At 67.5% G+C, this 23,389-nt stretch carries 23 protein-coding genes; 13 read left to right on the forward strand and 10 right to left on the reverse strand.

Annotation, left to right across the window (positions count from 1 at the left end; translation table 11 throughout):
• Positions 1-3: 3 nt before the first annotated feature.
• From C8J26_RS14150 to C8J26_RS14160, 3 genes are read left to right on the forward strand one after another with little or no spacing between them, the layout of a single operon-like run.
• Complete coding sequence (locus tag C8J26_RS14150; protein ID WP_107958867.1) at positions 4-747, forward strand: PspA/IM30 family protein; 744 nt, start codon at positions 4-6, stop codon at positions 745-747.
• On the forward strand, positions 747-1,907 hold the full coding sequence (locus tag C8J26_RS14155) for a glutathionylspermidine synthase family protein (RefSeq protein WP_107958869.1): 1,161 nt from the start codon (positions 747-749) through the stop codon (positions 1,905-1,907). The genes C8J26_RS14150 and C8J26_RS14155 overlap by 1 nt, the downstream gene beginning before the upstream one ends.
• Position 1,908: 1 nt before the next feature.
• Positions 1,909-2,436, forward strand: a complete 528-nt coding sequence (locus C8J26_RS14160; protein ID WP_208631397.1) for an ankyrin repeat domain-containing protein — start codon at positions 1,909-1,911, stop codon at positions 2,434-2,436.
• A 28-nt stretch (positions 2,437-2,464) separates the two neighbouring features.
• On the opposite strand, the gene trhO is transcribed toward C8J26_RS14160, so the two are convergent.
• From trhO to hppD, 5 genes are all read right to left on the reverse strand, one after another.
• Complete coding sequence (gene trhO / locus C8J26_RS14165) at positions 2,465-3,478, reverse strand: oxygen-dependent tRNA uridine(34) hydroxylase TrhO (protein WP_107958871.1); 1,014 nt, start codon at positions 3,476-3,478, stop codon at positions 2,465-2,467.
• Positions 3,479-3,533: 55 nt separating this feature from the next.
• The gene (locus C8J26_RS14170; RefSeq protein ID WP_107958873.1) at positions 3,534-3,899 is read right to left on the reverse strand and encodes a Rieske (2Fe-2S) protein; all 366 of its coding nucleotides are present in this window, start codon (positions 3,897-3,899) and stop codon (positions 3,534-3,536) included.
• Positions 3,896-4,540, reverse strand: coding sequence for a maleylacetoacetate isomerase (maiA, locus tag C8J26_RS14175; RefSeq protein ID WP_107958875.1), 645 nt, complete (start codon positions 4,538-4,540; stop codon positions 3,896-3,898). The genes C8J26_RS14170 and maiA overlap by 4 nt, the downstream gene beginning before the upstream one ends.
• Positions 4,537-5,862 carry a homogentisate 1,2-dioxygenase gene (hmgA, locus tag C8J26_RS14180; RefSeq protein ID WP_107958877.1) on the reverse strand — a complete coding sequence of 442 codons (1,326 nt, stop codon included), beginning with the start codon at positions 5,860-5,862 and terminating at the stop codon, positions 4,537-4,539. The genes maiA and hmgA overlap by 4 nt, the downstream gene beginning before the upstream one ends.
• 201 nt (positions 5,863-6,063) lie before the next feature.
• Positions 6,064-7,134 (reverse strand): 4-hydroxyphenylpyruvate dioxygenase, encoded by a 1,071-nt coding sequence (hppD, locus tag C8J26_RS14185; protein ID WP_107958879.1) that lies wholly within the window; start codon positions 7,132-7,134, stop codon positions 6,064-6,066.
• Between the two features lie 77 nt (positions 7,135-7,211).
• Between hppD and C8J26_RS14190 the strand changes: the two genes are divergently transcribed.
• The gene (locus tag C8J26_RS14190) at positions 7,212-7,700 is read left to right on the forward strand and encodes a MarR family winged helix-turn-helix transcriptional regulator (RefSeq protein ID WP_199861027.1); all 489 of its coding nucleotides are present in this window, start codon (positions 7,212-7,214) and stop codon (positions 7,698-7,700) included.
• On the opposite strand, the gene C8J26_RS14195 is transcribed toward C8J26_RS14190, so the two are convergent.
• Positions 7,655-8,542, reverse strand: coding sequence for a LysR family transcriptional regulator (locus C8J26_RS14195; RefSeq protein WP_107958881.1), 888 nt, complete (start codon positions 8,540-8,542; stop codon positions 7,655-7,657). The genes C8J26_RS14190 and C8J26_RS14195 overlap by 46 nt on opposite strands.
• Before the next feature lie 95 nt (positions 8,543-8,637).
• Between C8J26_RS14195 and C8J26_RS14200 the strand changes: the two genes are divergently transcribed.
• Together C8J26_RS14200 and C8J26_RS14205 are read left to right on the forward strand one after the other, a co-directional pair.
• The gene (locus C8J26_RS14200) at positions 8,638-10,743 is read left to right on the forward strand and encodes a malate synthase G (protein WP_107958883.1); all 2,106 of its coding nucleotides are present in this window, start codon (positions 8,638-8,640) and stop codon (positions 10,741-10,743) included.
• Positions 10,743-11,270, forward strand: coding sequence for a gamma carbonic anhydrase family protein (locus tag C8J26_RS14205; RefSeq protein ID WP_107958885.1), 528 nt, complete (start codon positions 10,743-10,745; stop codon positions 11,268-11,270). The genes C8J26_RS14200 and C8J26_RS14205 overlap by 1 nt, the downstream gene beginning before the upstream one ends.
• Positions 11,271-11,304: 34 nt before the next feature.
• On the opposite strand, the gene C8J26_RS14210 is transcribed toward C8J26_RS14205, so the two are convergent.
• Positions 11,305-13,479: a TonB-dependent receptor gene (locus C8J26_RS14210; RefSeq protein ID WP_107958887.1), complete on the reverse strand. Its 2,175-nt coding sequence runs from the start codon at positions 13,477-13,479 to the stop codon at positions 11,305-11,307.
• Positions 13,480-13,653: 174 nt separating this feature from the next.
• Positions 13,654-14,457 (reverse strand): N-formylglutamate amidohydrolase, encoded by an 804-nt coding sequence (locus tag C8J26_RS14215; protein WP_107958889.1) that lies wholly within the window; start codon positions 14,455-14,457, stop codon positions 13,654-13,656.
• Positions 14,458-14,473: 16 nt separating this feature from the next.
• Between C8J26_RS14215 and C8J26_RS14220 the strand changes: the two genes are divergently transcribed.
• The 3 genes from C8J26_RS14220 (at position 14,474) to C8J26_RS14230 (ending at position 16,637) form a co-directional block, all read left to right on the forward strand.
• The gene (locus C8J26_RS14220) at positions 14,474-15,382 is read left to right on the forward strand and encodes a transglutaminase family protein (RefSeq protein ID WP_107958891.1); all 909 of its coding nucleotides are present in this window, start codon (positions 14,474-14,476) and stop codon (positions 15,380-15,382) included.
• Positions 15,383-15,396: 14 nt separating this feature from the next.
• Positions 15,397-16,221 carry a transglutaminase-like domain-containing protein gene (locus C8J26_RS14225; protein WP_107958893.1) on the forward strand — a complete coding sequence of 275 codons (825 nt, stop codon included), beginning with the start codon at positions 15,397-15,399 and terminating at the stop codon, positions 16,219-16,221.
• 80 nt (positions 16,222-16,301) lie between these two features.
• Complete coding sequence (locus C8J26_RS14230; protein WP_056413054.1) at positions 16,302-16,637, forward strand: WYL domain-containing protein; 336 nt, start codon at positions 16,302-16,304, stop codon at positions 16,635-16,637.
• A 41-nt stretch (positions 16,638-16,678) separates the two neighbouring features.
• Here C8J26_RS14230 and C8J26_RS14235 read toward each other — a convergent pair whose 3' ends face one another.
• Both C8J26_RS14235 and C8J26_RS14240 read right to left on the reverse strand, forming a co-directional pair.
• Positions 16,679-17,407: a Crp/Fnr family transcriptional regulator gene (locus tag C8J26_RS14235; protein ID WP_167398847.1), complete on the reverse strand. Its 729-nt coding sequence runs from the start codon at positions 17,405-17,407 to the stop codon at positions 16,679-16,681.
• A 132-nt stretch (positions 17,408-17,539) separates the two neighbouring features.
• Positions 17,540-18,253, reverse strand: coding sequence for an arylesterase (locus tag C8J26_RS14240; RefSeq protein WP_107958897.1), 714 nt, complete (start codon positions 18,251-18,253; stop codon positions 17,540-17,542).
• Between the two features lie 25 nt (positions 18,254-18,278).
• On the opposite strand from C8J26_RS14240, the gene C8J26_RS14245 reads away from it, so the two are divergent.
• From C8J26_RS14245 to C8J26_RS14260, 4 genes are all read left to right on the forward strand, one after another.
• Positions 18,279-18,977, forward strand: coding sequence for an ABC transporter ATP-binding protein (locus C8J26_RS14245; protein ID WP_056410451.1), 699 nt, complete (start codon positions 18,279-18,281; stop codon positions 18,975-18,977).
• Positions 18,974-21,472, forward strand: coding sequence for an ABC transporter permease (locus tag C8J26_RS14250; RefSeq protein ID WP_208631398.1), 2,499 nt, complete (start codon positions 18,974-18,976; stop codon positions 21,470-21,472). The genes C8J26_RS14245 and C8J26_RS14250 overlap by 4 nt, the downstream gene beginning before the upstream one ends.
• Positions 21,473-21,583: 111 nt before the next feature.
• Entirely contained in the window at positions 21,584-22,729 is a 1,146-nt protein-coding gene (locus C8J26_RS14255; RefSeq protein ID WP_107958967.1) for a YihY/virulence factor BrkB family protein, read from the forward strand.
• On the forward strand, positions 22,729-23,115 hold the full coding sequence (locus C8J26_RS14260) for a reverse transcriptase-like protein (protein ID WP_199861025.1): 387 nt from the start codon (positions 22,729-22,731) through the stop codon (positions 23,113-23,115). Before C8J26_RS14255 ends, C8J26_RS14260 begins: the two co-directional genes overlap by 1 nt.
• Positions 23,116-23,389: the final 274 nt, after the last annotated feature.

Raw genomic sequence — 23,389 nt, forward strand, 5'->3', positions numbered from 1 at the left:
GGCATGGCCATCTGGAGCAAGCTTTTCACCCTCGGTCGTGCCGGTGCGCACGAAGCCGGCGCGGCGGTCGTCGATGCGAACGCGCTGCGTATCCTCGACCAGGAAATTCGCGATGCGGACAAGGCGCAAGGGAAAGCGCGCGACGATCTCGCCGGGCTGGTCGCGCGGCGCCGCATCCTCGAGACCGAGGTCGAGAGCTTCCGTGCGCAGGCGGCCAAGTATGAGGCATCGGCGCGCGTCGCTGTCGAGAAGGGCAATATGGATCTCGCGCGCCAGGTCGCGCAGCGGATCGCCGATCTCGAGCAAGATATCGCGCTGAAGAGCCCGCAGGTCGAGGACATGCGCGCTGCCGAGGAGCAGATCCACACCGCGGTCGCGCAGACCGACCGCAAGATCGAACAGCTCCGCCGCGAGGTCGAGGTCGTCAAGGTCAACGAGTCGGTGCAGAAGGCGCAGGCCTCGGTCGCGTCGGGCAGCATGGGGGCGGGCAACAAGCTCGGCTCGGCCGCCGACAGCCTCGCACGGATCCGTGAACGCCAGGCGATCCGTGGCGAGCGGATCAAGGCGGCGGGCGAACTGGAAGACCGTCGTACCGGCGCCGATCTCGACGAGAAGCTGCGGCTGGCGGGGATCGGCCCCGGCCAGTCGTCGGCGGACGACGTGCTCGCGCGGCTGACCGCGCCGAAGACGCCGGAGCTCGGCCAGACGCTGCAGATCGGCCAGCGCGACGATAGCAAGGACAGCTGATGCGCCGGATCGCGGTCGACCCGCGCAGCGACTGGCGTGAGCGGGCGGACGCGATTGGGTTCGTCTATCACGACACCGATGGCGAGCCCTATTGGGATGAAGGCGCGGCCTACGCGTTCACCTTGGCGGAGATCGAGGATGATCTCGAGCCGGCAGCGGAACAGCTACACGCGATGTGCCTCGATCTGGTCGACGAGGTGGTGCGCGACCAGCAGTTGATGGAACGCCTCGCCATCCCGCGCGAGCAGTGGAATTACGTCGCGGAGACGTGGCGGACTCGCCAGCCGTCGCTCTACGGCCGGTTCGATTTCGCTTATGACGGGACGGGGCCGGCCAAGCTCTACGAATACAACGCCGATACGCCGACCTCGGTGTTCGAATGCGCGACGTTCCAGTGGATGTGGCTCGAGGATCTGCTCGTGAGCGGGGCGTTGCCGGCGGGGACGGACCAGTTCAACAGCCTGTTCGACAAGCTGCGCGAGCGGTTCCGCGCGCTGTTCCCGAGTGGCGGGTTCGTCCACTTCGCCGCGGATGCGTCGGCGATCGAGGATCGGCAGACCGTCCGCTTCTTCGAGGATCTGGCGAGCCAGGTCGGGATCGAGCCCAAGTTCGTCGAGATGAAGGATATCGGGCTCGCCGCCGATGGGCGCTTCGTCGATACCGACGGCTATGAGGTGCAGGCGGCGTTCAAGCTGTACCCGTGGGAGTTCATGCTCCGCGAGCCTTATGCGCCCAATCTGTCGCGCGCCGATGTGCGCTGGATCGAGCCGGCGTGGAAGTCGATCCTGTCGAACAAGGGCATCCTGCCGCTGCTGTGGGAGCGGCATCCCGAGCATCCGAACCTGCTGCCGGCGTTCTTCGACGACGACCCTGCCGCGAAGATCCTCGGTCCCAAATATGTGCGGAAGCCGCTGTTCTCGCGCGAGGGGGCCAATGTCGAGGTGATCGGGGACGCGGCGCATGCGGTGCTCGATCAGGGCTATGGCGCCGAGGGGGCGATCCGCCAGGCCTATGCGCCGCCGCCGGTGTTCGACGGGCGGCATCCGGTGATCGGCGCGTGGATGGTCGGCAACGAAGCCGCGGGGATCGGCGTTCGGGAGGATGACACGGTGGTGACGCGCAATCTCGCGCGGTTCGTGCCGCATATCATCGAGGCCTAACATGACCGACGCGCGCGAACTTCCTCCCTTGCCGCCGATGGAGCGGCTGGTCGAACTGCTGTTCGACGCCGCGAGGATGGGGCGCGACGAGATGATCCCCGCGCTGCTGCAGGCGGGGGTCGATATCGAGGTGACCGATGCGAAAGGCTACACGCCGCTCGTGATCGCCAGCTATAACGGGCAGGCCGATGCCACCGCGGCTTTGCTTGCGGCGGGTGCGAAGGTCGATGGCGCGGCGGATGCGCGCGGTAACACGGCGCTGATGGGGGTGTGTTTCAAGGGTTATGCGGAGATCGCGCAGATCCTGCTCGATGCGGGGGCGGACGTGAACCGCCGCAATGGCGTCGGGCAGACGGCGCTGATGATGGCTGCGCTGGTAGGCAAGACGGCGATTATGGACCTGTTGCTGGAGCATGGCGCGGAGGCTTCGGTTGCGGATGCTGCCGGTAATAGCGTGCACTCGCTGGCGCTGTCGCAGGGCAACACCGCGTTGGCGGCGCGGTTTGCTGCCACAAGTCCGTCATCCTGACGAAAGTCAGGATCCTGGGTAACGCGCGCTACGTCCTTGGCTCTGGATCCTGACTTTCGTCAGGATGACGGGAGGGTGCGTGGTGGTCGTCAGTGCCGTGCGTCTTGGAGAGTACCGCGCCGACATGGGTTTCGCCGCGGGCTTCGGCCAGGCGCATCTGGCGTTCGCGCTCGGCGTAGCCCGCGCGCTGGTCCGCGTCGCGCGCGTCGTGGCAGGCCGGGCAGCTGATCCCCTCGACATAGAGCGGCGAGGCGCGATCGGCGACGCTGACGGGCATGCGGCAGGCGTGGCACAGTACGTGGCTGCCCGGCACGAGCCCGTGGCCGACCGCGACGCGCTGGTCGAAGACGAAGCATTCGCCCTCCCACAGGCTCTCCGTCTCGGGCACCGTCTCGAGATATTTGAGGATACCGCCCTTGAGGTGATACACCTCGTTGAGCCCCTCGGCCTTGAGGAACGCGGTCGATTTCTCGCATCGGATGCCGCCGGTGCAGAACATCGCGATCTTGGGCGGCGGGCCATCGCCGACCAGCTCGGCGCGATGCGCGCGAAACCATGCCGGGAAGTCGCGGAAACTGCGCGTGTGCGGATCGACCGCGCCGGCAAACGTGCCGACCGACACCTCGTAATCGTTGCGCGTGTCGATCAGGATCGTCCCCGGCTCGGCGATCAGCGCGTTCCAGTCCGCGGGCTCGACGTAATGGCCGACGCCGCTCAGCGGATCGATCGTCGGCTCGCCCATCGTGACGATCTCGCGCTTCAGACGCACCTTCATGCGGTGGAACGGCATCGTCTCGGCGCGCGATTCTTTCACGTCGAGGTCGGCGCACCCCGGTAACGCACGGATATGCGCGAGAACGGCATCGATCCCCGCCTCGGACCCGGCGATCGTCCCGTTGATCCCCTCAGCCGCGAGCAGCAGCGTCCCCTTCACCCCGTTCGAACAGCATGCGAGCGCAAGCGGCGGCTGGATCGCGGCGATGTCGGCGAACGGCGTGAAGCGATACAGCGCCACGACGCGGATGGGGAGGGTTTGGGTCATCGGTTCATCGTGCAGGGGAGGAGGTGCGCTCCCTTAGCGCACCGCGTCCGCCGCGTCAGCCTGTGGTGACGATCATCCCGTCGACCACCGCGACCGGCCACGGCGTCAGTCGCGTTCCGCCGCAAGGCCCGCCGACGCAGACGCCGCTGTCGATCTCGAACAGCGCGGAATGCCAGCTGCACGCGATCAGGTCGCCGCGCGGGGTGAGGTAGTCGTCGAGCACTTGCGCAAGCGGGAGGCCCATGTGCGGGCAGCGATCGACATAGCCGACCACCGCGTCGTCCTTGCGCACGACAAAGCCGTGGAACCGGCCGGCGCGCATCTGCACGACGAAATTGCGCGCCTTGCCCTCGGCGACCGCATCGACCGGGGCGAGTTTGATCCCGGCGGGCGTGGCGGTGAGCCGTTCGCCGTCGCTCATGGCCGATCCGCGTCGGGTTGCCGGTCGGGGTGCGCAGCAGCGAAAGCGGGCAAGGCGCGGGCCGTGTCGGCGGCGGCCTTGAGGTGCGGGTAGGGCGTCAGATCGACACCGAACCGCTCGGCGGAATAGACCTGCGGCACCAGGTGGCAGTCGGCGATCGTCGGCGTCGCGCCGAACGCGAAGCGGCTGCCATGACGCGCGATCATCACCTCCAGCGCGGCGAACCCCTCGCCGATCCAGCGCGCGATCCAGCGGTTCACGGCGGCATCGTCGGCGCCGAACTCGCTCCGCAGCGCGTTGAGGATCCGCAGGTTGTTCACCGGGTGGATATCGCACGCGATCGTCGCGGCCATCGCGCGGACGACCGCGCGACCCTGCGCATCGGCGGGGAGCAAAGGTGGATCGGGATAGGTCTCGTCGATCCATTCGAGGATCGAGGGGCTCTGCGTCAGGACGGCGTCGTCGGTTTCGAGGGCCGGTACGAGTGCCTGCGGATTGAGCGCCCGAAAGCCCGGCTCGCGGTGCGCGCCGGTGCGCAGGTCATGCGTGACCTGCGTATAGTCCACGCGCTTCAGCGCAAGCGCAATGCGGACGCGGTAGGCGGCGGTCGAGCGCCAATAGCCGTGGAGCGTCGGGGTCACCGTGGCAGGACCGCCTTCGGGAAATCGGACCAGACCGCATCGTAATCGAGCTGGGCATGGTCCAGCGCATAGGTGGTCGGTGCGTAGGGCCAGCAGCTCTCCAGCATGAACGCCATCGTGCCGTCGATCTTGTGCGGCTTCAGGTCGGCCGCGCTCGCGCCCTGCCAGCTCGCCAGGTCGGGGCCGTGGCCGGACATCAAATTGTGGAGCGAGATGCCGCCGGGCGCGAACCCTTCGGCCTTCGCATCATACGCGCCGGTGATGAGCCCCATCGCCTCGGACATGATGTTGCGGTGGAACCAGGGTGGTCGGAACGTCCCCTCCGCCACCATCCAGCGCGGCGGGAAGATCACGAAATCGGCGTTGGCACGGCCGGGCACGTCGCTCGGCGAGGTCAGCAGCGTGAAGATCGAGGGATCGGGATGATCGAAGCTGACCGTGTTGATCGTGTTGAACCGCGACAGGTCGTAGCGCCAGGGGGCCAGGTTGCCGTGCCACGCGACGACGTCGAGCGGCGAATGATCGAGCGTCGTGGTCCACAGCGACCCCATGAACTTCTGGACGACCCCGACCGGTTCGTCGCGATCCTCGAACCAGGCGACCGGCGTCTCGAAATCGCGCGGGTTGGCGAGGCCGTTGGCGCCGATCGGGCCGAGATCGGGCAGGCGGAACAGCGCGCCGTGGTTCTCCGCGACATAGCCGCGCGCCTCGCCATCGGGAAGTTCGGCACGGAACCGGACGCCGCGCGGGACCAGCGCGATCTGGCCGGGAGCGATGTCGATCCGGCCGAGCTCGGTTAGCAGTCGCAGCCGCCCGTGCTGCGGGACGAACAGCAGCTCGCCGTCCGCGTCCATGAACACGCGGTCGATCATGTCGGTATTGGCGGCGTAGACGTGGAGCGCGACGCCCTCGAGATCGGCCGGGTCACGGTTGGCAAGCATCGTCGTCATGCCGTCGATCAGGTCGGTGCCGGGGGCGGGGGCTTCGATCGGATCCCAGCGCAGGCGATTGGGCGCGAGCGGCGCGTCGGTGGTGCCGGGCGCGAACCGCTTGGCCCCGGTGTAGCGCTCGAATGGCGGATGCTCGGCGGTCGGACGCATCCGGTAGAGCCAGCTGCGGCGGTTTTCGTGGCGCGGCGCGGTGAAGGCGGTGCCGGAGAGCTGCTCGGTATAGAGGCCGAACGCGGGGCGCTGTGGCGAATTGCGGCCGATCGGCAGTGCGCCGGGGACCGCCTCGGTCGATACATGGTTGCCGAAACCGGGGAGGTACTCGCTCTGGCCGGCGGTCTCGCCTGCGGTGTTGGTCGGCTGGTGGATTGTCATGGCTTCCTCTCCGTCACCTGTTCCGATCAACGCCCGGACCGCCGGCCGTTCAAACTCTCTTTTCTACCCTCTCCCCTCGGGGAGAGGGAGGGAGACGCGCTTGCGCGGCGGAAGGGTGAGGGCACGCGCTGGCGTCTCGCGAGCCCTCACCCTCGGCGCTGGCGCGCCTTTCCCTCACCTGAGGGGAGAGGGTTTCGGCCATCACGCGTCGACGGTCACCACACCACGGCGGATCTGGTCGAGCTCGATGCTCTCGTACAGCGCCTGGAAATTGCCGTTGCCAAAGCCTTCATTGCCCTTGCGCTGGATGATCTCGAAGAAGATCGGCCCGAACATGTTCTCGGTGAAGATCTGGAGCAGCAAGCCCTCCTCGCCGACATTGCCGTCGATCAGGATGCGGTTGCGGCGCAGGCGTTCGAGGTCGTGGCCGTGGTTGGGCACGCGCTTGTCGACCAGCTCGTAATAGGTCTCGATCGTGTCCTGCAGCTTGACGCCGCGCGCGCGCAGCTTTTCGACAGTCTCGAAGATATCGTCGGTGGTCAGCGCCAGATGCTGGATGCCCTCGCCGTTATAATCCTTGAGGAATTCCTCGATCTGGCTCTTGTCGTCCTGGCTCTCGTTCAGGGGGATGCGGATCGCGCGGTCGGGCGCGATCATCGCCTGGCTGAACAGGCCGGTCGCCTTGCCCTTAATGTCGAAATACTTCTGCTCCTCGAAGCCGAAGATCTGGCCGTAGAATTCGGCCCAGGTCCGCATCTGGCCACGCTTGACGTTGTGCGTGAGGTGGTCGAGCAGGTCGAGCCCGACATTGTTGGCGGCCTCGGCCTCGGCGGCGCCCGGCACGGCGTTCCAGTCGTCATACAGGCTGCCGGCCGCGGCGTGCTTGTCGACCAGATACAGCAGCGAGCCGCCGATCCCCTCGAGCACATAGCTGTCCTCGCCGAGCGCACTTATGCTGGCATCCGCCGCCTTGGCGCCGCGCGAGAGCGCCGCGTCGAACGCCGACTTCGCGTCCTGGACGCGGAACGCCATGCCGTTTGCCGACGGGCCATGATCGGCACGGAACGCGGCGGCCTGGCCGCCGTCCTCGCGGTTGAGCAGCAGGTTGATGCGGCCCTGCTTGTAGCGCGTGACGGCCTTGGTCGGGTGGGTCGAGGCGGCGACGAAGCCGAACTGCTCGAGCTGTGCCGCCATCCGGTCTGGATCGGGCGAGGTGAATTCGGCGAACTCGAAACCGTCCAGTCCCATCGGGTTTACGTCCATATGGTCCATCGCTCGATCCTTACTTGGTATCCGTTGTTACCAATCTGCTCTGTTGAAGAACTGGTGTCAATCGTTACGATCTCCGCATGGCTGACCGCGCGCTCGTTCTGGACGATTTCATCCCGTATCGCTTGTCGATCACCTCGAACCTCGTCAGCGCGGCGGTCGCGAACACCTATGAGGCGCTGTTCGGGCTAACGATTCCCGAGTGGCGGCTGGTGACGGTGGTCGCCGAGGCGGGCGGGATCACGCAGCAGCAGATCGGCCAGCAGACCCGGATGGACAAGGTTACCGTCAGCCGCGCGGCGATCGCATTGGTCGAGCGCGGGCTGATGCAGCGTCATGCGAACCCGGACGATCGGCGCTCGCATCTGTTGCGGCTGACCGAGGATGGGCAGACGCTGTACGCGTCGGTCGCGCCCAAGGCGCTCGATCTCGAGCGGCGCATCTTCGCGGGGTTTTCCGGCGCCGAGGTGGCGCAGTTCGTCGCGATGCTGCGGCGGATCGATGCGGTGGCGATCGATCTCGTTCAGGAATCCCATGGCGGGGACGGCGACCAGAGCCCGCGCAGATAATCCAGCAGCGCGCGTGTGCCCGACGAGACGGGACCGGGCGCATGGACCGCGAAGATCCCGATTTCCGCCGATCCGGCCAGGGCGGGCAGGACCCGGACCAGCCGGCCGCCGGCCAGATCGGCGCTGACGTCCCAGAGCGAGCGCAGCGCGATGCCGACGCCTGCCAGCGTGAGTTCGCGGACGACCTCGCTCGAATTCGTCGCGACGTAGCTGGGGCGGTCGATCGTCAGCGTGCCGTCGGGTCCCGCGAGCCGCCACGGCATCTGCCCCTTGGCGGCCAGCAGGCGGTGCCCCGCGAGCGCGGCGGCGTCGCCGGGCTGGCCGTGCTCCTCGACATACCCAGGTGCCGCGCACAGCACGCGGCGGCTGTCGGCGAGGCGGTAGCCGGTCAGCGCGGTGGGGATGGCGGGCGCGATCCGGATCGCCAGGTCGAGCCGGTCGCCGATCACGTCGGAAAAGCCGTCCGACAGATCGAGATCGAGCGCGATCGCGGGATGCGAATCGAGAAACGGCTTGAGCTGCGGGGCGATGTGGAGCCGCCCGAACGAGGTCGGCGCGCTCACCCGCAACGGCCCTGCGGGCGCGTCGGCACGATCCGCGACACGCGCCTCGGCGTCGCGGATCGCCGCGAGGATCTCGATCATGTCGCGGTGATAGACCGCGCCGCGCGCGGTGAGGTCGAGCCGCCGCGTGGTCCGGTTGAGCAGTCGGACGCCGAGCCGCGCCTCCAGCCGGGCGATCCGCTTCGACACCATCGCCGGCGAGATGCCGAGCGATCGCCCCGCCGCGCTGAGGCTGGCGGTGCGGACGACTTCAGCGAAGAGGACGATATCGGGATCCATTCGTTCCCCTGGCGATCAACAGCTTTCGGTTTACGATGTCTAGTGGAGAAGGTGAGCAGCGTCTATCGTGCGCGGCAGAGCAGAAGGAGAGCAGCATGGCCGACAGGATCGACAAGGCGGGTCTGAAGATCGCCGAGCCGCTGGTGACGTTTATCGAGACGCGGGTGCTGCCGGGGACCGGCTTCGATGCCGCCGAGTTCTGGCAGGGGATGGCGGACATCTACCAGCGGTTCGCGCCGGAGAATGCCGCGCTGCTCGACGTTCGCGACGGCCTTCAGGCGCGGATCGATGCGTGGCACGACGCGCAGGCCGGCACGTCGATCGATCAGGCCGCGTACCAGGCGTTCCTGCGCGAGATCGGCTATCTGGTCGACGAGCCTGCGCCGTTCGCGGTCGCGCCGACCAACGTCGATGCGGAGGTCGCGCTGCTCGCCGGGCCGCAGCTGGTGGTGCCGATCCTGAACGCGCGGTTCCTGCTGAACGCCGCGAATGCGCGCTGGGGCAGCCTGTACGACGCGCTGTACGGCACCGATGCGATTCCGGGCACGGCCGCTCCCGGCGGCTATGACGCGGCACGCGGCGCGCAGGTGATCTCTTGGGCCAAGGCGTTCCTCGACGAGGCGGTGCCGCTCGCCAATGGGTCATGGACCGACTGGACCGGCGGCACGCCCGATCTTGCGGATCCGGGCCAGCTCGTCGGCCATGCCGGCGACACGATCCTGTTGCAACATAACGGCTTGCATATCGAACTTGTGATCGATCGGGAGCATTTGATCGGCCGCACCGACCCCGCAGGCCTTGCCGATGTGGTGCTCGAATCCGCGCTGACCACGATCGCCGATCTCGAGGATTCGGTCGCCGCGGTCGATGCCGACGACAAGGTCGCCGCCTATGCCAACTGGCTCGGGCTGATGCAGGGCGACCTGACCGCAAGCTTCGAAAAGGGCGGGCGGACGCAGACTCGCGCGCTCGATCCGGACCGCCACTACACCGCACCCGACGGCAGCGCTTTCACGCTGCCCGGCCGGAGCCTGATGTTCGTCCGCAATGTCGGGCATCTGATGACGACGCCCGCGATCCTGCTCCCCGATGGCAGCCAGGCGCCCGAGGGGATCCTCGACGGGATCGTCACCTCGCTGATCGCGCTGCACGATCTGAACGGCGCGGGTGCGCTGCGCAACAGCCGCGCGGGGTCGATCTACATCGTCAAACCGAAGATGCACGGCCCCGCCGAGGCCGGTTTCACCAACCGGCTGTTCGACGCGATCGAGGATCTGCTGGGGCTCGCGCGTCATACGATCAAGGTCGGCGTCATGGACGAGGAGCGGCGCACCTCCGCCAATCTTGCCGCGTGTATCGCCGCGGTGAAGGACCGCGTGGTGTTCATCAACACCGGCTTTCTCGATCGGACCGGCGACGAGATGCACACGTCGATGCGCGCGGGGCCGATGATCCGCAAGGGCGAGATGAAGGGCGCGAGCTGGATCAAGGCGTATGAGGATCGCAACGTCCAGATCGGGCTCGCCTGCGGTTTCGGCGGCAAGGCACAGATCGGCAAGGGGATGTGGGCCGCCCCCGACCGGATGGCGGACATGCTCGACCAGAAGATCGGGCATCCGCAGACCGGCGCGTCGACCGCCTGGGTGCCGTCGCCGACCGCGGCCACGCTGCACGCCACGCATTATCACCGGGTCGACGTCTTTGCGCGACAGGCCGAGCGCAAGCGCGAGGGCGTCGCGTCGCTCGACGCGCTGCTGACGGTGCCCGTCGCGACCGGCCACAACTGGCAGCCGGACGCGGTGCGCGAGGAGTTGGAGAACAACGCGCAAGGCATTCTCGGCTATGTCGTCCGCTGGATCGACCAGGGCGTCGGCTGTTCGAAGGTGCCCGATATCCATGACGTCGGCCTGATGGAGGATCGCGCGACGCTGCGGATCAGTTCGCAGCACATGGCGAACTGGCTGCTCCACGGCATCGCCACGCCCGACGCGGCGGATGCGGCGCTGCGGCGGATGGCGGCGAAGGTCGATGCGCAGAATGCCGGCGACCCGCTCTACCGGCCGATGGCGGGGCATGAGGACGACAGCCTGGCGTTCCAGGCGGCGCGTGCGCTCGTGTTCGATGGCCTCACCCAGCCCAACGGCTATACCGAGCCGCTGCTCCACGCCTATCGCGCGCGCGTGAAGGCGCAGGACGCCTGATGCCCCGCTATGCGATCGAGGGGAAACGCCCGACGGTGGCGGACGACGTGTGGATCGCGCCGTCCGCCGACGTGATCGGCGACGCGCGACTGGGGCAGGGCGCAAGCGTCTGGTTCGGCGCGGTCATCCGCGCGGACAACACGCCGATCCTGGTCGGCGCGCGGACCAACATCCAGGAAGGCGCGATGCTGCATTCCGATCCGGGCGCGCCGTTGAGCGTGGGCGAGGGGTGCACGATCGGCCACCACGCGATCCTCCACGGCTGCACGATCGGCGACAATGTGCTGGTCGGCATGGGCGCGACGATCCTCAACAACGCGGTAATCGGCGACGACTGCCTGATCGGGGCGAACGCGCTGGTGACCGAGGGGAAGGTGTTCCCCGCGGGCAGCCTGATCGTCGGTGCGCCGGCAAAGGCGGTGCGCGACTTGGCGCCCGAGGCGATCGCGGCGCTGAAGCTGTCGGCCGCGGCCTATGCGGCGCGGCAACGCGTGTATGCGGAGGGTCTCGAGCGGATCGAGGACTAGGGGCCAGCGACGCGTCGCCGGCCCCTCCGTCAGATCAGAGGCCGAAGCGCAGCGTCGCGCGGAAATCGCGACCGGCGAGCGGGGCGAAGTCCTTGAGGAAGCTCGTCGCGCGGCGCGCATTGACGTCGAACAGGTTGTTCGCGCTCAGCAACAGCGTCGTCTTCGAATCCTTGCCGAACGGGCTGAGGCCGATCGACGCGTTGACCATCGTATAGTCGTTGGTCTTCGTCTCGAACGCGGCGATCCGGTTCTGGTCGAACACATGCTCCACCTCGACGCGGCCGTTGATCCGGTCGCCCTGCGCCTCGATCCCGCCGAGCACGCGCATCGGCGGGATGCGCGGCACGGGGCCCTGGTCGACGATGTTGGCATGGACGTAATCGCCGAGCACGTCGGCGTTGACCGCATAGCCGCCGATCTGCGCGACCTTCACCGACGCATCCGCCTCGAACCCGTAATAGCGCGCATTGGCCTGCTGATACTGGAAGCAGGGCAGGTCGACGGTGCGCCCCGAGGGATCGGCGGCGGCCTGGCAGACCGACGATGCGACCTGATTCTCCGAGATATAGTTCGAGAACCAGTTGTAATAGGCCGACGCGTCGAAGCTGAAGCCATTGCCATGCGCATGCAGCGTGCCTTCGAGCCCCCACGACTTTTCCAGCCTGAAGTCCGGGTTGCCGAGTTCATAGGCCTGCGTGCCGGCGTGCGCGCCGTTCGCGAACAGCTCCTCGCCCGATGGCGCGCGCTCGGTCCGCGATCCGTTCAGCCCGACCCGGATGCTGTCGGTGAGCGCATAGGAGGCGCCGAGCGACCCCGACACCGAATGATAGCTCTGGTTGCCGCGGAAGAAGCGCAGATCGTCCTCGGGCGTCCGCGCGGCGAGATCGGTGATCTCGTAGCGCAGCCCGCCCTCGGCGCGGAACTTGCCGGATTCATATTGCTGCAGCGTGAAGAGCCCGGTCTGGTTGGTTTCGTTCTTGGGCAGGAAGGCCTCGTCGCCAACCACGTTGAAGATCCGGTTGTAGAACTGCACGCCCGAGGCGCCCTGCCAGCCGCCGCGGTTCGCCTGGACGACCTCGAGGCGCCCTTCGAGGCCCTTGTTGTAGAACGCGGTGCCGACCGAATTATCCTCTTCGAGCTCGAAATGCCGATAGCTCGCCTGCCCGACGCGGACACGGATCTTGCTGATGACGTCGCCACCCGTCTCGATCTCGCCGCGCAGATCGACCCGGTTCTGGACGACGTCGAGACGCGGCGCTTCCTGCTCCTGTCCGGCTTGCGTGGCGTAGCGGATCGGCACGCCGTACAGGCTGTCATAATGGCTGTACGACACGCCGAGGCTGCCGGTGTCGGTGATGATCGAGGCGCCCGCGCCCGCGGTCCAGGTCTCGGCCTGCGTGTTGGGCAGCTTGCCCTTGAGCTGCGCGGATGCGGCAAAGTCGATCGGATCGGCGGCGTTGGGATCTGCCGGCTGCGCGGCGGCGGCGAGCGCCTGCGCGCGCGCGTCGCGCGACAGGATATAGCCGCCGGTGCGCAGGTCGCCCGACTTCAGATAGGATCCATCGGCGTGGAGGACGAGATGCGGGCCGACCGCGACGTCGCCCGCCATCCCGCCCGACCGCTCATTGGCGGCCGAGCCGTAATTGGCGATGCCGTTCACGCGGTAGCCGTTCTCGGGCACGGTGCGCGGGATGCGCGTGTCGATGACGTTGACGACACCGCCGACCGCGGAGGATCCGTACAGCAACGCGCTCGGCCCGCGGAGGATCTCGATACGCTCGGACAGTAGTGGGTCGATGATCACGGCGTGGTCGACCGAGGTGTTCGACACGTCGATCGAGCCGATCCCGTCGGTCAGCACGCGGATACGGTCGCCCTGGAAACCGCGGAGGATGGGACGCGAGGCGCTCGGCCCGAACGAGCTGGCGGAGACGCCGGGCTGGCGCGCGAGCGTCTCGCCGATCGACGGGCGCAACTGGCGCGTGAGCTCCTGGCCGGTGAGAACGGTGGTGCCCTGCAACACGTCGCGCTCACTCGTCTGGAGCGGCGCGGTGACGATGATGTCGCGCTGGTTGGTCGAGCCGACCGATGTCTGGGTGGAAGCAGGGGCGGGGGGCGGAGCGTTCGGATCAGCAGGCGCGGACTGCGCGTAAGCGGGCGTCGAGAGGAGGGCAGCCAGGGCGGTGGCGCCGAACAGAATCGTCTTCATGAAATTCCCTTGTGTCTTCCCTGTACGACATTCGGGTAAATTTGATGATACATCATATCAAGTGACAATGTTGCCATGCGCGGCAATGGATGGAACCTGTTACCGCAATGCAACACGCGTCGGCCTACGGATCCAGCGCGTGCCGCGCACTGGCGCGACCGGACGTGTCTGCGCTCAGTCCGGCTCGAACCCATGAGTGGTGGCCGCGGTCGGCAAAAGCCGCGCCAGCCGGTTCGCCCAGGCTTCGCAGCCGGCTGCGTCGCCGAGCAGATCCTGGCGAACCTCGATCTCGGCATAGAGCCGCCGGTCGGGATAGGCGTGGCGCGGGATGGTGTAGTCGATCAGGTCCATCCGGTAGGGCTCGTTGTCGCCCACCACCAGGTCCGGCTCGTCGCGCAGGACGTCGAGAAGCGCGTGTGCGAATGTGGTGTCGCCGCCGTCGTGCAGGATGCCGATCTGCCAGGGGCGGTCCTGATCCCGCAATGCGCCCTTCATCGCCGGCGTGAAGCTGTGCAGCGCGACGATCAGCGTCGTCATCCCCGCCGCGTCGCGCCGCGCGATCTCCGCCGCGATCGCCGCGTGATAGGGTTCGTGGATCTCGGCGAACCGCGCCGCGCGGTCGGTCTCGGACAGCGCGGCGTTGCCGGGGATGACCGTTGCGTCGCTCACCGCGGCGATCACGTCGGGCTGGCTGGGGCTGCGATTGCAGTCGATCACCAGTCGCGAATAGGTCTGGCGGATGAACACCGCGTCGAGCCGTTCCGCGAGCAGCGCACCGAGTTCGCCGATGCCGATATCCCAGCCGATGTGCCGCGACAGCTCCGCGTCGTCCAGGCCCAGCGACCCCAGCGCCTTCGGCACGACATTTCCCGCATGATCGCCGATCAGCAGGAACGATGACGCGCCTTTGGGGTTGATCGTTGTGACCGGTGCGGCATCTTCGGTCCCTAGCAGCGATAGGCTGGCAGTGCTGTTCATGCGACGTGGATCCTCGATGCCATCTCTAACGCTTTCTCATGTAACCAAATACTCGTATCGCCAACCGGTTGCGTTCGGCGAGCACCGGATCATGGTCCGGCCGCGCGAAAGCTACGACCAGCGGCTGATCGACACGCAGCTGACGATCACGCCGGAGCCCGCCGAGGTCCGCTGGCTTCACGACGTGTTCGGCAATGCGGTCGCGATCGCCACCTTCGACAAGCGCGCCAAGGATCTCGTGATCGACAGCCGGGTCCGGCTCGACCACAGCCCCGCCGAGCTGCAGAACGTCGATATCGAGCGCTATGCGCGCTTCTATCCGTTCACCTATTCGTCGGAGGACATGCCCGACCTGCTCCGCTCGATCGAGCGCCAGCATCATGATCCGCTGCGCCAGATCGACAGCTGGGCGCGCCGGTTCGTCGCGCCGGGCGGGCAGACCGACACGCTTGCCATGCTGTCCGAGATGACCGCGGCGATCAAGCGCGAGTTCACCTATGTCCAGCGCCCCGAAAAGGGCACGCAGTCGCCGATCGAGACGCTCGCCAGGCGCAAGGGCACGTGCCGCGATTATGCGATGCTGATGATCGAGGCGGTGCGCGCGCTGGGGTTCGCAGCGCGGTTCGTCTCGGGCTATGTCTACAACCCGACACGTCGGGAGAGCCGGACGGGCGGCGGCAGCACGCATGCCTGGGTGCGCGTCTACATTCCCGGCTCGGGCTGGGTCGAGTTCGATCCGACCAACGGCATCGTCGGCAATCGCGGTCTCATCCGCGTCGCGATCGCACGCGATATCTACCAGGCGGTCCCTGTGTCCGGCACCTGGAGTGGCTTTCCCGGCAGCTTCCTCGACATGACCGTATCGGTCGACATCACTGTCGACGAGGATGAGACGGTTTTGCAACATCCATCGCTAACAGCTTGAACAGGGGGACATCGATGCTGATCCGGGCCGGCTATGACATACGTTTTGAAACCGACGTCGACACGCCGATGCTGGCGATGCTCAGCGTGCATCCGTCGCGCAACAAGGATCTGGTGACCCCGCACCGGCTTGCCGCCGATCCCGACGTGCCGACCTATGACTATCTCGATGCGTTCGGCAACGTGTGCACGCGGTTCACGGTGCCGAGCGGCGGGCTGACGCTGTCGTGCGACTTCACGATCGAGGATAGCGGCCTGCCGGATCCGGTGACCCCCGACGCGGTCCAGCATGCGGTTGCGGATCTGCCCGACGACATCCTGATCTACCTGCTCGGCAGCCGCTATTGCGAGACCGACCGCCTGTCCGAGACCGCCTGGTCGCTGTTCGGCCATGTCCCCGCAGGCTGGCAGCGAGTTCAGGCGATCGTCGACTTCACGCATAATCATGTCGAGTTCGGCTATCACTTCGCGCGGTCGACCAAGACCGCGTGGGACGTCTACCAGGAACGCCAGGGCGTCTGCCGCGACTTCGCCCACCTTGCAGTCACCTTGTGCCGCTGCATGAACATTCCTGCGCGCTATTGCACCGGCTATCTGGGCGACATCGGCATCCCGCCGGTCGACGCGCCGATGGATTTCTCCGCGTGGTTCGACGTGTATCTTGGCGGCACGTGGCACACGCTCGACGCGCGGCACAATCGCCCGCGGATCGGCCGGATCCTGATGGCGCGCGGCCGCGACGCGACCGATACCGCGCTCACCACCAGCTTCGGCCCGGCGCGTCTGGTGGGCTTCGACGTGCACACCGATGCGCTCGAATCCACGGGCCAAACCGGCTAAAGCGTTAAGTTAGGCCTTGTCGCCCGTGTCGCGTTCGGCCTAACGCCACCGATCCTTCAACTTATGCTGCGATGCACAACATGACCTCGACTCCAGACCAGTCCGCCCCGTCCAACGCCAACGCGCTGCTGCTGCAGGCGATCGCGCTGCGCAAATGCATCACCGCGACGTATAACCGGATGGTCTGCACGCTGGCCCCGCACATCCTCTACACCAAGCATGACGACGTCTTCGTCGACGCGATCACGCTGGAGCGAGACGGCCAGCCGCCGAAGGAAATTAAACTCGGCACGTTCAAGCTGGCGGGGCTGAAGGATATCGAGGTCACCGACCGTTCGTTCGTGCCCGACGCGATTTTCAACCCCGGCGATATCAAGTATGATCGGGTCACGCTGTTCGTCGTCGACCGCACCTGAGGCCGGGATCCTCCCCCTGGGGGGGGGGGATTAGGGCCGCCTCAGATCGCGGGCGGTAGCCAGGCGGTTTCGATCTCGCCGTAGCGATCGGTGAAGCCCGTCGCCGCGACCAGTGCGGCTTCGTCGACGATCCGGACCCGGCGCCCGGTCCGTTCTATCACGCCCGACTTTTCGAGCGCGCGGATCGTACGGTTGACGTGGACCTTGGTCAGACCCAGCGCATCGCCGATATCGGTCTGCGTCAACGGCAGGTCGAACGAGTCGACGATCCCGCCTGCTGTCACGCGCAGCCGCGCCATGATGTCGAGCAGCAGCGTCGACAGGCGCTCGCTCGCTCCCATCCGGCCGATCGTGGTCAGCCGGTCGCTCATCGCGACATTCTCGGCCGCGGCGATCGCGTAGAGCAGCCCGGCGATCCGCGGCTGCGCGCGGAAGAGCAGGCCGAGCTCGGTCTTCGGCAGGTCGATGACGATGCAGTCCGAGATCGCGGTCAGCGTGGCGGCGGCCTGCGACCAGGCCATGCTCGACGTCCCGATCAGGTCGCCTGCATAATGGAAGCGCAGGATCTGCCGTCCGCCCGTGACCAGCTTAGTCGACGAATGCAGCCAGCCCTGGCGCACGACGTACAGCGCGTGGCTTTCGCCACCTTCCGCGACGAGGACATCGCCCGCACGCAACCGCCGCTCGCCACGTTCGGCATGCAGGATCGCCTCGCGCTCGGCGTCGGTGAGATCGAGATGTCGCCCCAGCCGTGCGATCAAACCGCTCAATTGCATCCGTGTCCCTTTTCCCTGTTACCCGCGCGCCGCCCTTGCCGGTCATAGTGCGGAGTCATCATGGCACGCGTCGTGATCCGCGTGCTCGTCTCGAAACCTGTCGACGTCGGTGCCATTGCACCGCCGTCAGCGTGGCCGTCCTAACGCGCTTTCGACCACGGGTGCAACGCGGGCGGCGATGCGGTCCACGCCGGTCCGATTGGGATGGACGCGGTCCGCCTGCATCAACCGGCCGTCGCCGATCACGCCGTCGAGGATGAACGGGTAGAGCGCGGCGTCATAGCGCTTGGCAAGATCGGGCCAGATCGCATTGAATGCACGCGTATAATCCGGGCCGAGATTGGGCGGCGCCATCATACCGGTCAGCATCACCGGGATCGCGCGACGCTTCGCCTCGTCCATCATCGCCGTCATGTTGGCGCGCGTCTCCTCCGGCGAGATCTGGCGAAGAACGTCGTTGCCGCCGAGCCCGATCAGGATGAGATCGGGTTTGCGAGTCATGTTGTCGAGCGCGAACGCGAACCGCTGTCGCCCCGCGGCACTCGTATCGCCCGACACGCCGGCGTTGACGATCGTCGCGTTGATGCCGTCCTTGCGCAACCGCGCCTGCACCGCGTCGGGCAGGCTCTGCCCCCGGTCGAGACCATAGCCCGCATATAGACTGTCCCCGAAGGCGAGGATCAGCCGCTGAGGTCCTTGTGGCGCGGGCGTCGCGGCGACCGTCGCGACCAGATTGGTCGCAGGCGGTGGGGCAGGGGGCTCGGCTGTCCGGTCGCAGCCGGCCAGCAACCCCGCTTGGAGAAGCGCCAGTCCGCCCCCATAAAGAGGCCAGCGTCGCATTTTTCTCTCCAAGATATTGGTCTCCATGTCCGAACCTGCTTCCGCCGATATGGTGATCTCGGCCCGCGATGTCACGCTGACACTCGGCGCATCGACTGCCGCCACCGCGATCCTGAAAGGCATCGATCTCGACGTCGTTCGCGGGACCAGCGTCGCGCTGCTCGGACCGTCGGGGTCGGGCAAGTCGTCGCTGATGGCGGTATTGTCCGGCCTCGAGCGCGCGAGCGGCGGCCGGGTCGAGGTGGCGGGGCTCGATTTCGGCACGCTCGACGAGGATGCGCTGGCGCGCGCGCGACGCGGGCGGATCGGGATCATCCTCCAGGCCTTTCACCTGCTGCCGACGATGACCGCGCTGGAGAATGTCGCGGTGCCGATGGAACTGGCCGGCATGCCCGATGCGTTCGCGCGGGCCGAGGCCGAACTCGCCGCGGTCGGGCTGTCGCACCGGATCGGCCATTATCCGACGCAGCTTTCGGGCGGCGAGCAGCAGCGCGTGGCGATCGCCCGCGCACTCGGCCCGCGTCCGCCGCTCGTGTTCGGCGACGAGCCGACCGGCAACCTCGATGCCGCGACCGGCGCATCGGTGATGGACCTGCTGTTCGACCGCCGCGCCGCGACTGGCGCCACGCTGATCATCATCACGCATGACCCTGTGCTCGCGGCGCGCTGCGACCGGATCGTCGAACTTGCCGACGGCCGGATCGCCGCGGATCGCCTGCGGTGAGCGAATGGCGGCTGGCGTGGCGGCTTGCCCGTCGCGAGCTCGATCTTCGGTTTCGTGGGCTGCGTCTGTTGCTCGCGTGCCTGTTCCTCGGCGTCGGCGCGCTGGCGGCGATCGGCAGCCTGACTCAGTCGATCGACGGCGAGCTTGCCGCGCGTGGCAGCGCGATCCTGGGCGGCGACGTCGAATTCGGCACGTCGCAGCGCGCGGCGACCCCGGACGAGCGCGCCGCGATGGCCCGGCTCGGCACGGTGTCCGAAACCGTGCGGATGCAGGCGACCGCGATCCGCGGCACGAACAGCGTGCCCGTCCAGCTCAAGGGCGTCGATGCGGTGTATCCGCTCTATGGCACGCTCGCGGTGCAAGGGGGATCGGCCACGACGGTGCGCGATGCCAGCGCGATCTGGCTCGTCCCCGCGCTCGCGCAAAGGCTCGGCATCGGTCGCGGCGCGACCGTGCGGCTGGGCGTCGCCGACTTCACGGTGGCTGGCGTGATCGCGAGCGAGCCCGACCGCCTTGGCGAGGGCTTCACGCTCGGCCCGGTCGCGATCGTGTCGTTGGCCGGCATCGCGCGGACCGGGCTGGTTCAGCCCGGCAGCCTCTACGAAACCAAGTACCGCGTTCGGCTGTCGCCCGGCGCGTCGCCCACCGCCGCGGTCGACCGGTTCAAGGCGGCGTTCCCGACCGGCGGCTGGGAAACCAAGACGCGCGATCGCGCCGCGCCGGGGGCCGAACGCTTCGTCGACCGGATGGGCCAGTTTTTGCTGCTCGTCGGCCTGTCCGCGCTGGTCATCGCCGGGATCGGCGTCGGCAACGGCGTCTCCTCCTATCTTGCCGCCCGCCGCAGCAGCATCGCGGCGTTGAAGGTTTTGGGCGGCACCTCCGGCCTGATCGCGAAGATCTATCTGCTCGAGGTCGCGGTCGTCGCGGCGATGGGGATCGTTGCCGGGCTGGTCGCGGGCGCTGCGACGGTGCCGTTGATCGTCTGGCTGGCGGGCGACGTCCTGCCGGTCGCGCCGAGCTTCGCGCTCCAGTTCGGCCCGCTCGCGCTTGCGGCCGCCTATGGCATGCTGATCGCGCTCGCCTTCACCGCACCGCCGCTGATCGAGGCGGGGAGCATTCCCGCGGCAGGGTTGTTGCGCGGCGTGTTCGGCAATCGCCCCGTCCCGTTGCGCCGGACCTTGCCCTGGGTCGTCGGCGCTGGTGCCGCGATCGTCGCGCTGGCGCTGTCGACCGCGGAACAGCCCGGGTTGAGCGCGGGATTCCTGGCGGCGGTGGCGGGCGTGCTGTTGGTGCTCGCCGCGTTCGGCTGGGCGATACGCCGGATCGCGGCATCGCTGCCCCGGTCCCGGCGGCCGCTGTTGCGGCTCGCGATCGCCGGGCTCCACCGCCCGGGTGCGCGCACCGGCACGCTGGTCGTCGCGCTTGGGCTCGGCCTGACGCTGTTCGTCCTACTCGCCGGTATTCGCACGAGCATCGATGCGAATATTGCACTCACCGTGCCGAAGCGCGCGCCGGCATTGTTTGCACTCGACGTACCCCCCGATCGAGAAGCCGATTTTCGCCGGACCGTCGAGGGGATCGCGATCCATCCCGTGATCCGGACGGTGCCGGCGATGCGCGGCACGATCACCGGCTATGGCAAGACGCGGGTCGCGGACCTGAAGACCTTGCCCGAAGGCGCCTGGGCGTTGCGCGGCGAACGCGGGATCACCTTTTCCGCGACCCTGCCCGAAGGCAGCGAACTGACCGGCGGCCGCTGGTGGCCGCGCGAGTATCGCGGGGCGCCTCTGGTTTCGATCGACGAGCGACTGGCGAAGACCCTCGACCTGAAGATCGGCGATCCGCTCAGCTACACGTTGCTCGGCGTCGAACGGACTGCGCGGATCGCCTCGTTCCGCCGGATCAGCTGGGACACGCTCGGCTTCAACTTCGTGATGGTCTTCTCGCCCAACGCGATCGAGGATGCGCCGCACAATCTTGCCGCGACGATCGATCTCGCGCCCGGCGAGGAATCGATGGTGATGCGCGCGTTGCTCCCGCGCTTCCCGTCGGTATCGGTGATCGAGGTGCGCGGCGTGCTGGGGCAGGTCCGCGATATCGTCTCGCAGATGGCGACCGCGATCACCGCGGCGGCGTCGGTTGCGATCCTGGCGGGGGTCGCGGTATTGATCGGCGCGATCGCCGCGGCACGCGAGGCGCGGACCTATGACGGGGTGATCCTGCGCACGCTCGGCGCGACGCGGCGGCAGGTGCTCGCGGTACAGGCGCTCGAATATGCGTTCCTGAGCATCATCCTGTCGGTGCTCGCGCTGCTGCTCGGCCTTGGCGGCGCGTGGTATGTGATCACGCAGCTGTTCAGCTTCGAATGGCGACCGGATTACCCGACCATCATGGCCACGCTGCTCGGCGGGGCGGGGCTGACGATGGGGATCGGGTTGATCGGGGCCTGGCCGATCCTCGGCGCGCGACCGGCGCAGGCGTTGCGGCAACTCTGAGGGCACGTTTGCGCGCGCGCGGCGTTGGGCGGGAACGTACGACGACCAAGGGGCAAGACGCTGAGCAAGATCGAACCACGAGACCAGAACACCGCGAGCAGCCCCTGGTCGATGTCGTGGCGCGACTGGTGGAAGGTCCTCAAGCGGACCTGGGCCGAGGCTGGCGATGACAATATCGGGCTGATCGCGGCGGGGACTGCATTTTACGGGTTCGCCGCGATCGTCCCGCTGCTCGCGTCGGTGGTGCTGATCTACGGGCTGGTCGCAGACACCGCGACGGTGGTCGCCAACATCCGTGCGCTGTTCAACGTGCTCCCCGACGATGCGGCGCGAGTGATCGCCGACCAGCTGGCGACGGTGGTCGGTACGTCGGAGGGCAAGAAAGGGTTCGGCCTCGTCGTCGCGCTCGGTATCGCCTTGTACGGCGGGACGAAGGGGGCGTCTTCGATCGTGACCGCGCTGAACATCGCCTATGAGGAGCGCGAGACGCGCGGGTTCATCCGCCTCAACCTGCTCGCCTTCGCGATCACCGCGGGCGCGGTCGTGCTCGCGCTGGTCGCCGCGCTCTCGATGGCGGCGTTCGCGCTGCTCGACAGCTTGATCCCGGGTGCTCCGGACATCGTGCTGCTGGCGATCCGGCTGGTGAGCTACACGGTTCTCGCCTGTCTGGGCGTCTCGGCGGCGGCGTGCCTGTATCGGTTCGGCCCCAACCGGCATAAGGCCAAATGGGCGTGGCTGACGCCCGGATCGCTGGCGGCGACAGTGGTGTGGATGGCGGCGACGATCGGGTTCGGCGTGTATGTCTCGCGCTTCGGCAATTATGGCGCGACCTATGGCTCGTTGAGCGCAGTCGTCATCCTGCTCACGTGGTTGTGGCTGTCGGCCTATGTCTTCCTGCTCGGCGCGGAGCTGAACTCGGAACTCGAGCACCAGACGACGCGCGACACGACGACGGGCGAGGCGGCGCCGATGGGCCTGCGTGGCGCGGCGGTCGCGGATACGGTCGCTATGACCGATACACCCGCGGAAACTCCATCGCCCGCGGCAACCGGCGGGGTAGGGGTATTGGCAGCAGCGCATTTGGGCGGCGTGCATGGCGGGGTTCCCGCTTCGCTACTGGCGCTCGCCGGTCTGCGGTCGATCCGTCGAGGTTCGCCTGTCGCGGGGCTTGGCCTGATAGCTGTCGGTGCAGTGCTCGCCCACCGCAAGGCGCCTGCGCCAAGTGAGGCGGTGCCGATCATACAGGCCGAAGCCTGATGTCGGTGCTGCCGATCAAGCTGTTCTTTGACGGCGGGTGCCGACCCAATCCCGGCAAGATTGAGGGCGCGGTCGTCCGCAAGGGCGTCGTCCACTACCGCCATGATCTCGGCGAAGGCGACAATAGCGATGCCGAGTGGCTGGCCGCGATCCACGCACTGGAGCTCGCCGCGGGTCATGGGGACCTCGATGTCGTGCTGCTCGGCGATTCGACGGTTGTCGTCACGCAGGCCAATGGTCGTGCGCCGTGCCGTTCGGCCGCGCTGAAGGCGCACCGGGCCAGGTTTGCCGAAATCGCGTTGGGCTTCGACCGCGTTCGTCTGCGCCATATCGGGCGCGCGCAGAATCTAGCCGGGATCGCACTTGCCCGGTTGCATCCGCGATGACCGGGGCCCGCAGGGGACCAGAGGAGGCGTTGTCGGGCTGAGATTCGAAAAGTGACCTGGAACTGTAAAAAACCGTTTGACGGGCTGGGGAGGTGGCCGTAGAGAGGTGTCACCGCAGCGGAGTGCCTCACCGGCTTCTGGAGCGGTCGCAAAAAACCAGATGCTCCAAGCTTCCCGCGAGGGAGGTTATGCGAGTGTCGGTATTTTTGTCGGCTCTTTGACATTGTAGGTTTAGATGAAGGGACATGTGGGCGGCGGCTTGCGGTTTCCGGGC

Origin of the sequence: Sphingomonas aurantiaca (assembly GCF_003050705.1) — a bacterium.
GTDB classification, from domain to species: Bacteria; Pseudomonadota; Alphaproteobacteria; order Sphingomonadales; family Sphingomonadaceae; genus Sphingomonas; species Sphingomonas aurantiaca.

Coding starts and splice junctions, on each gene's coding strand:
- C8J26_RS14150 (WP_107958867.1), top strand. CDS start 4: ATGGCCATCTGGAGCAAGCTTTTCACCCTCGGTCGTGCCGGTGCGCAC.
- C8J26_RS14155 (WP_107958869.1), top strand. CDS start 747: ATGCGCCGGATCGCGGTCGACCCGCGCAGCGACTGGCGTGAGCGGGCG.
- C8J26_RS14160 (WP_208631397.1), top strand. CDS start 1,909: ATGACCGACGCGCGCGAACTTCCTCCCTTGCCGCCGATGGAGCGGCTG.
- trhO (WP_107958871.1), bottom strand. CDS start 3,478: ATGACCCAAACCCTCCCCATCCGCGTCGTGGCGCTGTATCGCTTCACG.
- C8J26_RS14170 (WP_107958873.1), bottom strand. CDS start 3,899: ATGAGCGACGGCGAACGGCTCACCGCCACGCCCGCCGGGATCAAACTC.
- hmgA (WP_107958877.1), bottom strand. CDS start 5,862: ATGACAATCCACCAGCCGACCAACACCGCAGGCGAGACCGCCGGCCAG.
- hppD (WP_107958879.1), bottom strand. CDS start 7,134: ATGGACCATATGGACGTAAACCCGATGGGACTGGACGGTTTCGAGTTC.
- C8J26_RS14190 (WP_199861027.1), top strand. CDS start 7,212: ATGGCTGACCGCGCGCTCGTTCTGGACGATTTCATCCCGTATCGCTTG.
- C8J26_RS14195 (WP_107958881.1), bottom strand. CDS start 8,542: ATGGATCCCGATATCGTCCTCTTCGCTGAAGTCGTCCGCACCGCCAGC.
- C8J26_RS14200 (WP_107958883.1), top strand. CDS start 8,638: ATGGCCGACAGGATCGACAAGGCGGGTCTGAAGATCGCCGAGCCGCTG.
- C8J26_RS14205 (WP_107958885.1), top strand. CDS start 10,743: ATGCCCCGCTATGCGATCGAGGGGAAACGCCCGACGGTGGCGGACGAC.
- C8J26_RS14210 (WP_107958887.1), bottom strand. CDS start 13,479: ATGAAGACGATTCTGTTCGGCGCCACCGCCCTGGCTGCCCTCCTCTCG.
- C8J26_RS14215 (WP_107958889.1), bottom strand. CDS start 14,457: ATGAACAGCACTGCCAGCCTATCGCTGCTAGGGACCGAAGATGCCGCA.
- C8J26_RS14220 (WP_107958891.1), top strand. CDS start 14,474: ATGCCATCTCTAACGCTTTCTCATGTAACCAAATACTCGTATCGCCAA.
- C8J26_RS14225 (WP_107958893.1), top strand. CDS start 15,397: ATGCTGATCCGGGCCGGCTATGACATACGTTTTGAAACCGACGTCGAC.
- C8J26_RS14230 (WP_056413054.1), top strand. CDS start 16,302: ATGACCTCGACTCCAGACCAGTCCGCCCCGTCCAACGCCAACGCGCTG.
- C8J26_RS14240 (WP_107958897.1), bottom strand. CDS start 18,253: ATGCGACGCTGGCCTCTTTATGGGGGCGGACTGGCGCTTCTCCAAGCG.
- C8J26_RS14245 (WP_056410451.1), top strand. CDS start 18,279: ATGTCCGAACCTGCTTCCGCCGATATGGTGATCTCGGCCCGCGATGTC.
- C8J26_RS14255 (WP_107958967.1), top strand. CDS start 21,584: ATGTCGTGGCGCGACTGGTGGAAGGTCCTCAAGCGGACCTGGGCCGAG.
- C8J26_RS14260 (WP_199861025.1), top strand. CDS start 22,729: ATGTCGGTGCTGCCGATCAAGCTGTTCTTTGACGGCGGGTGCCGACCC.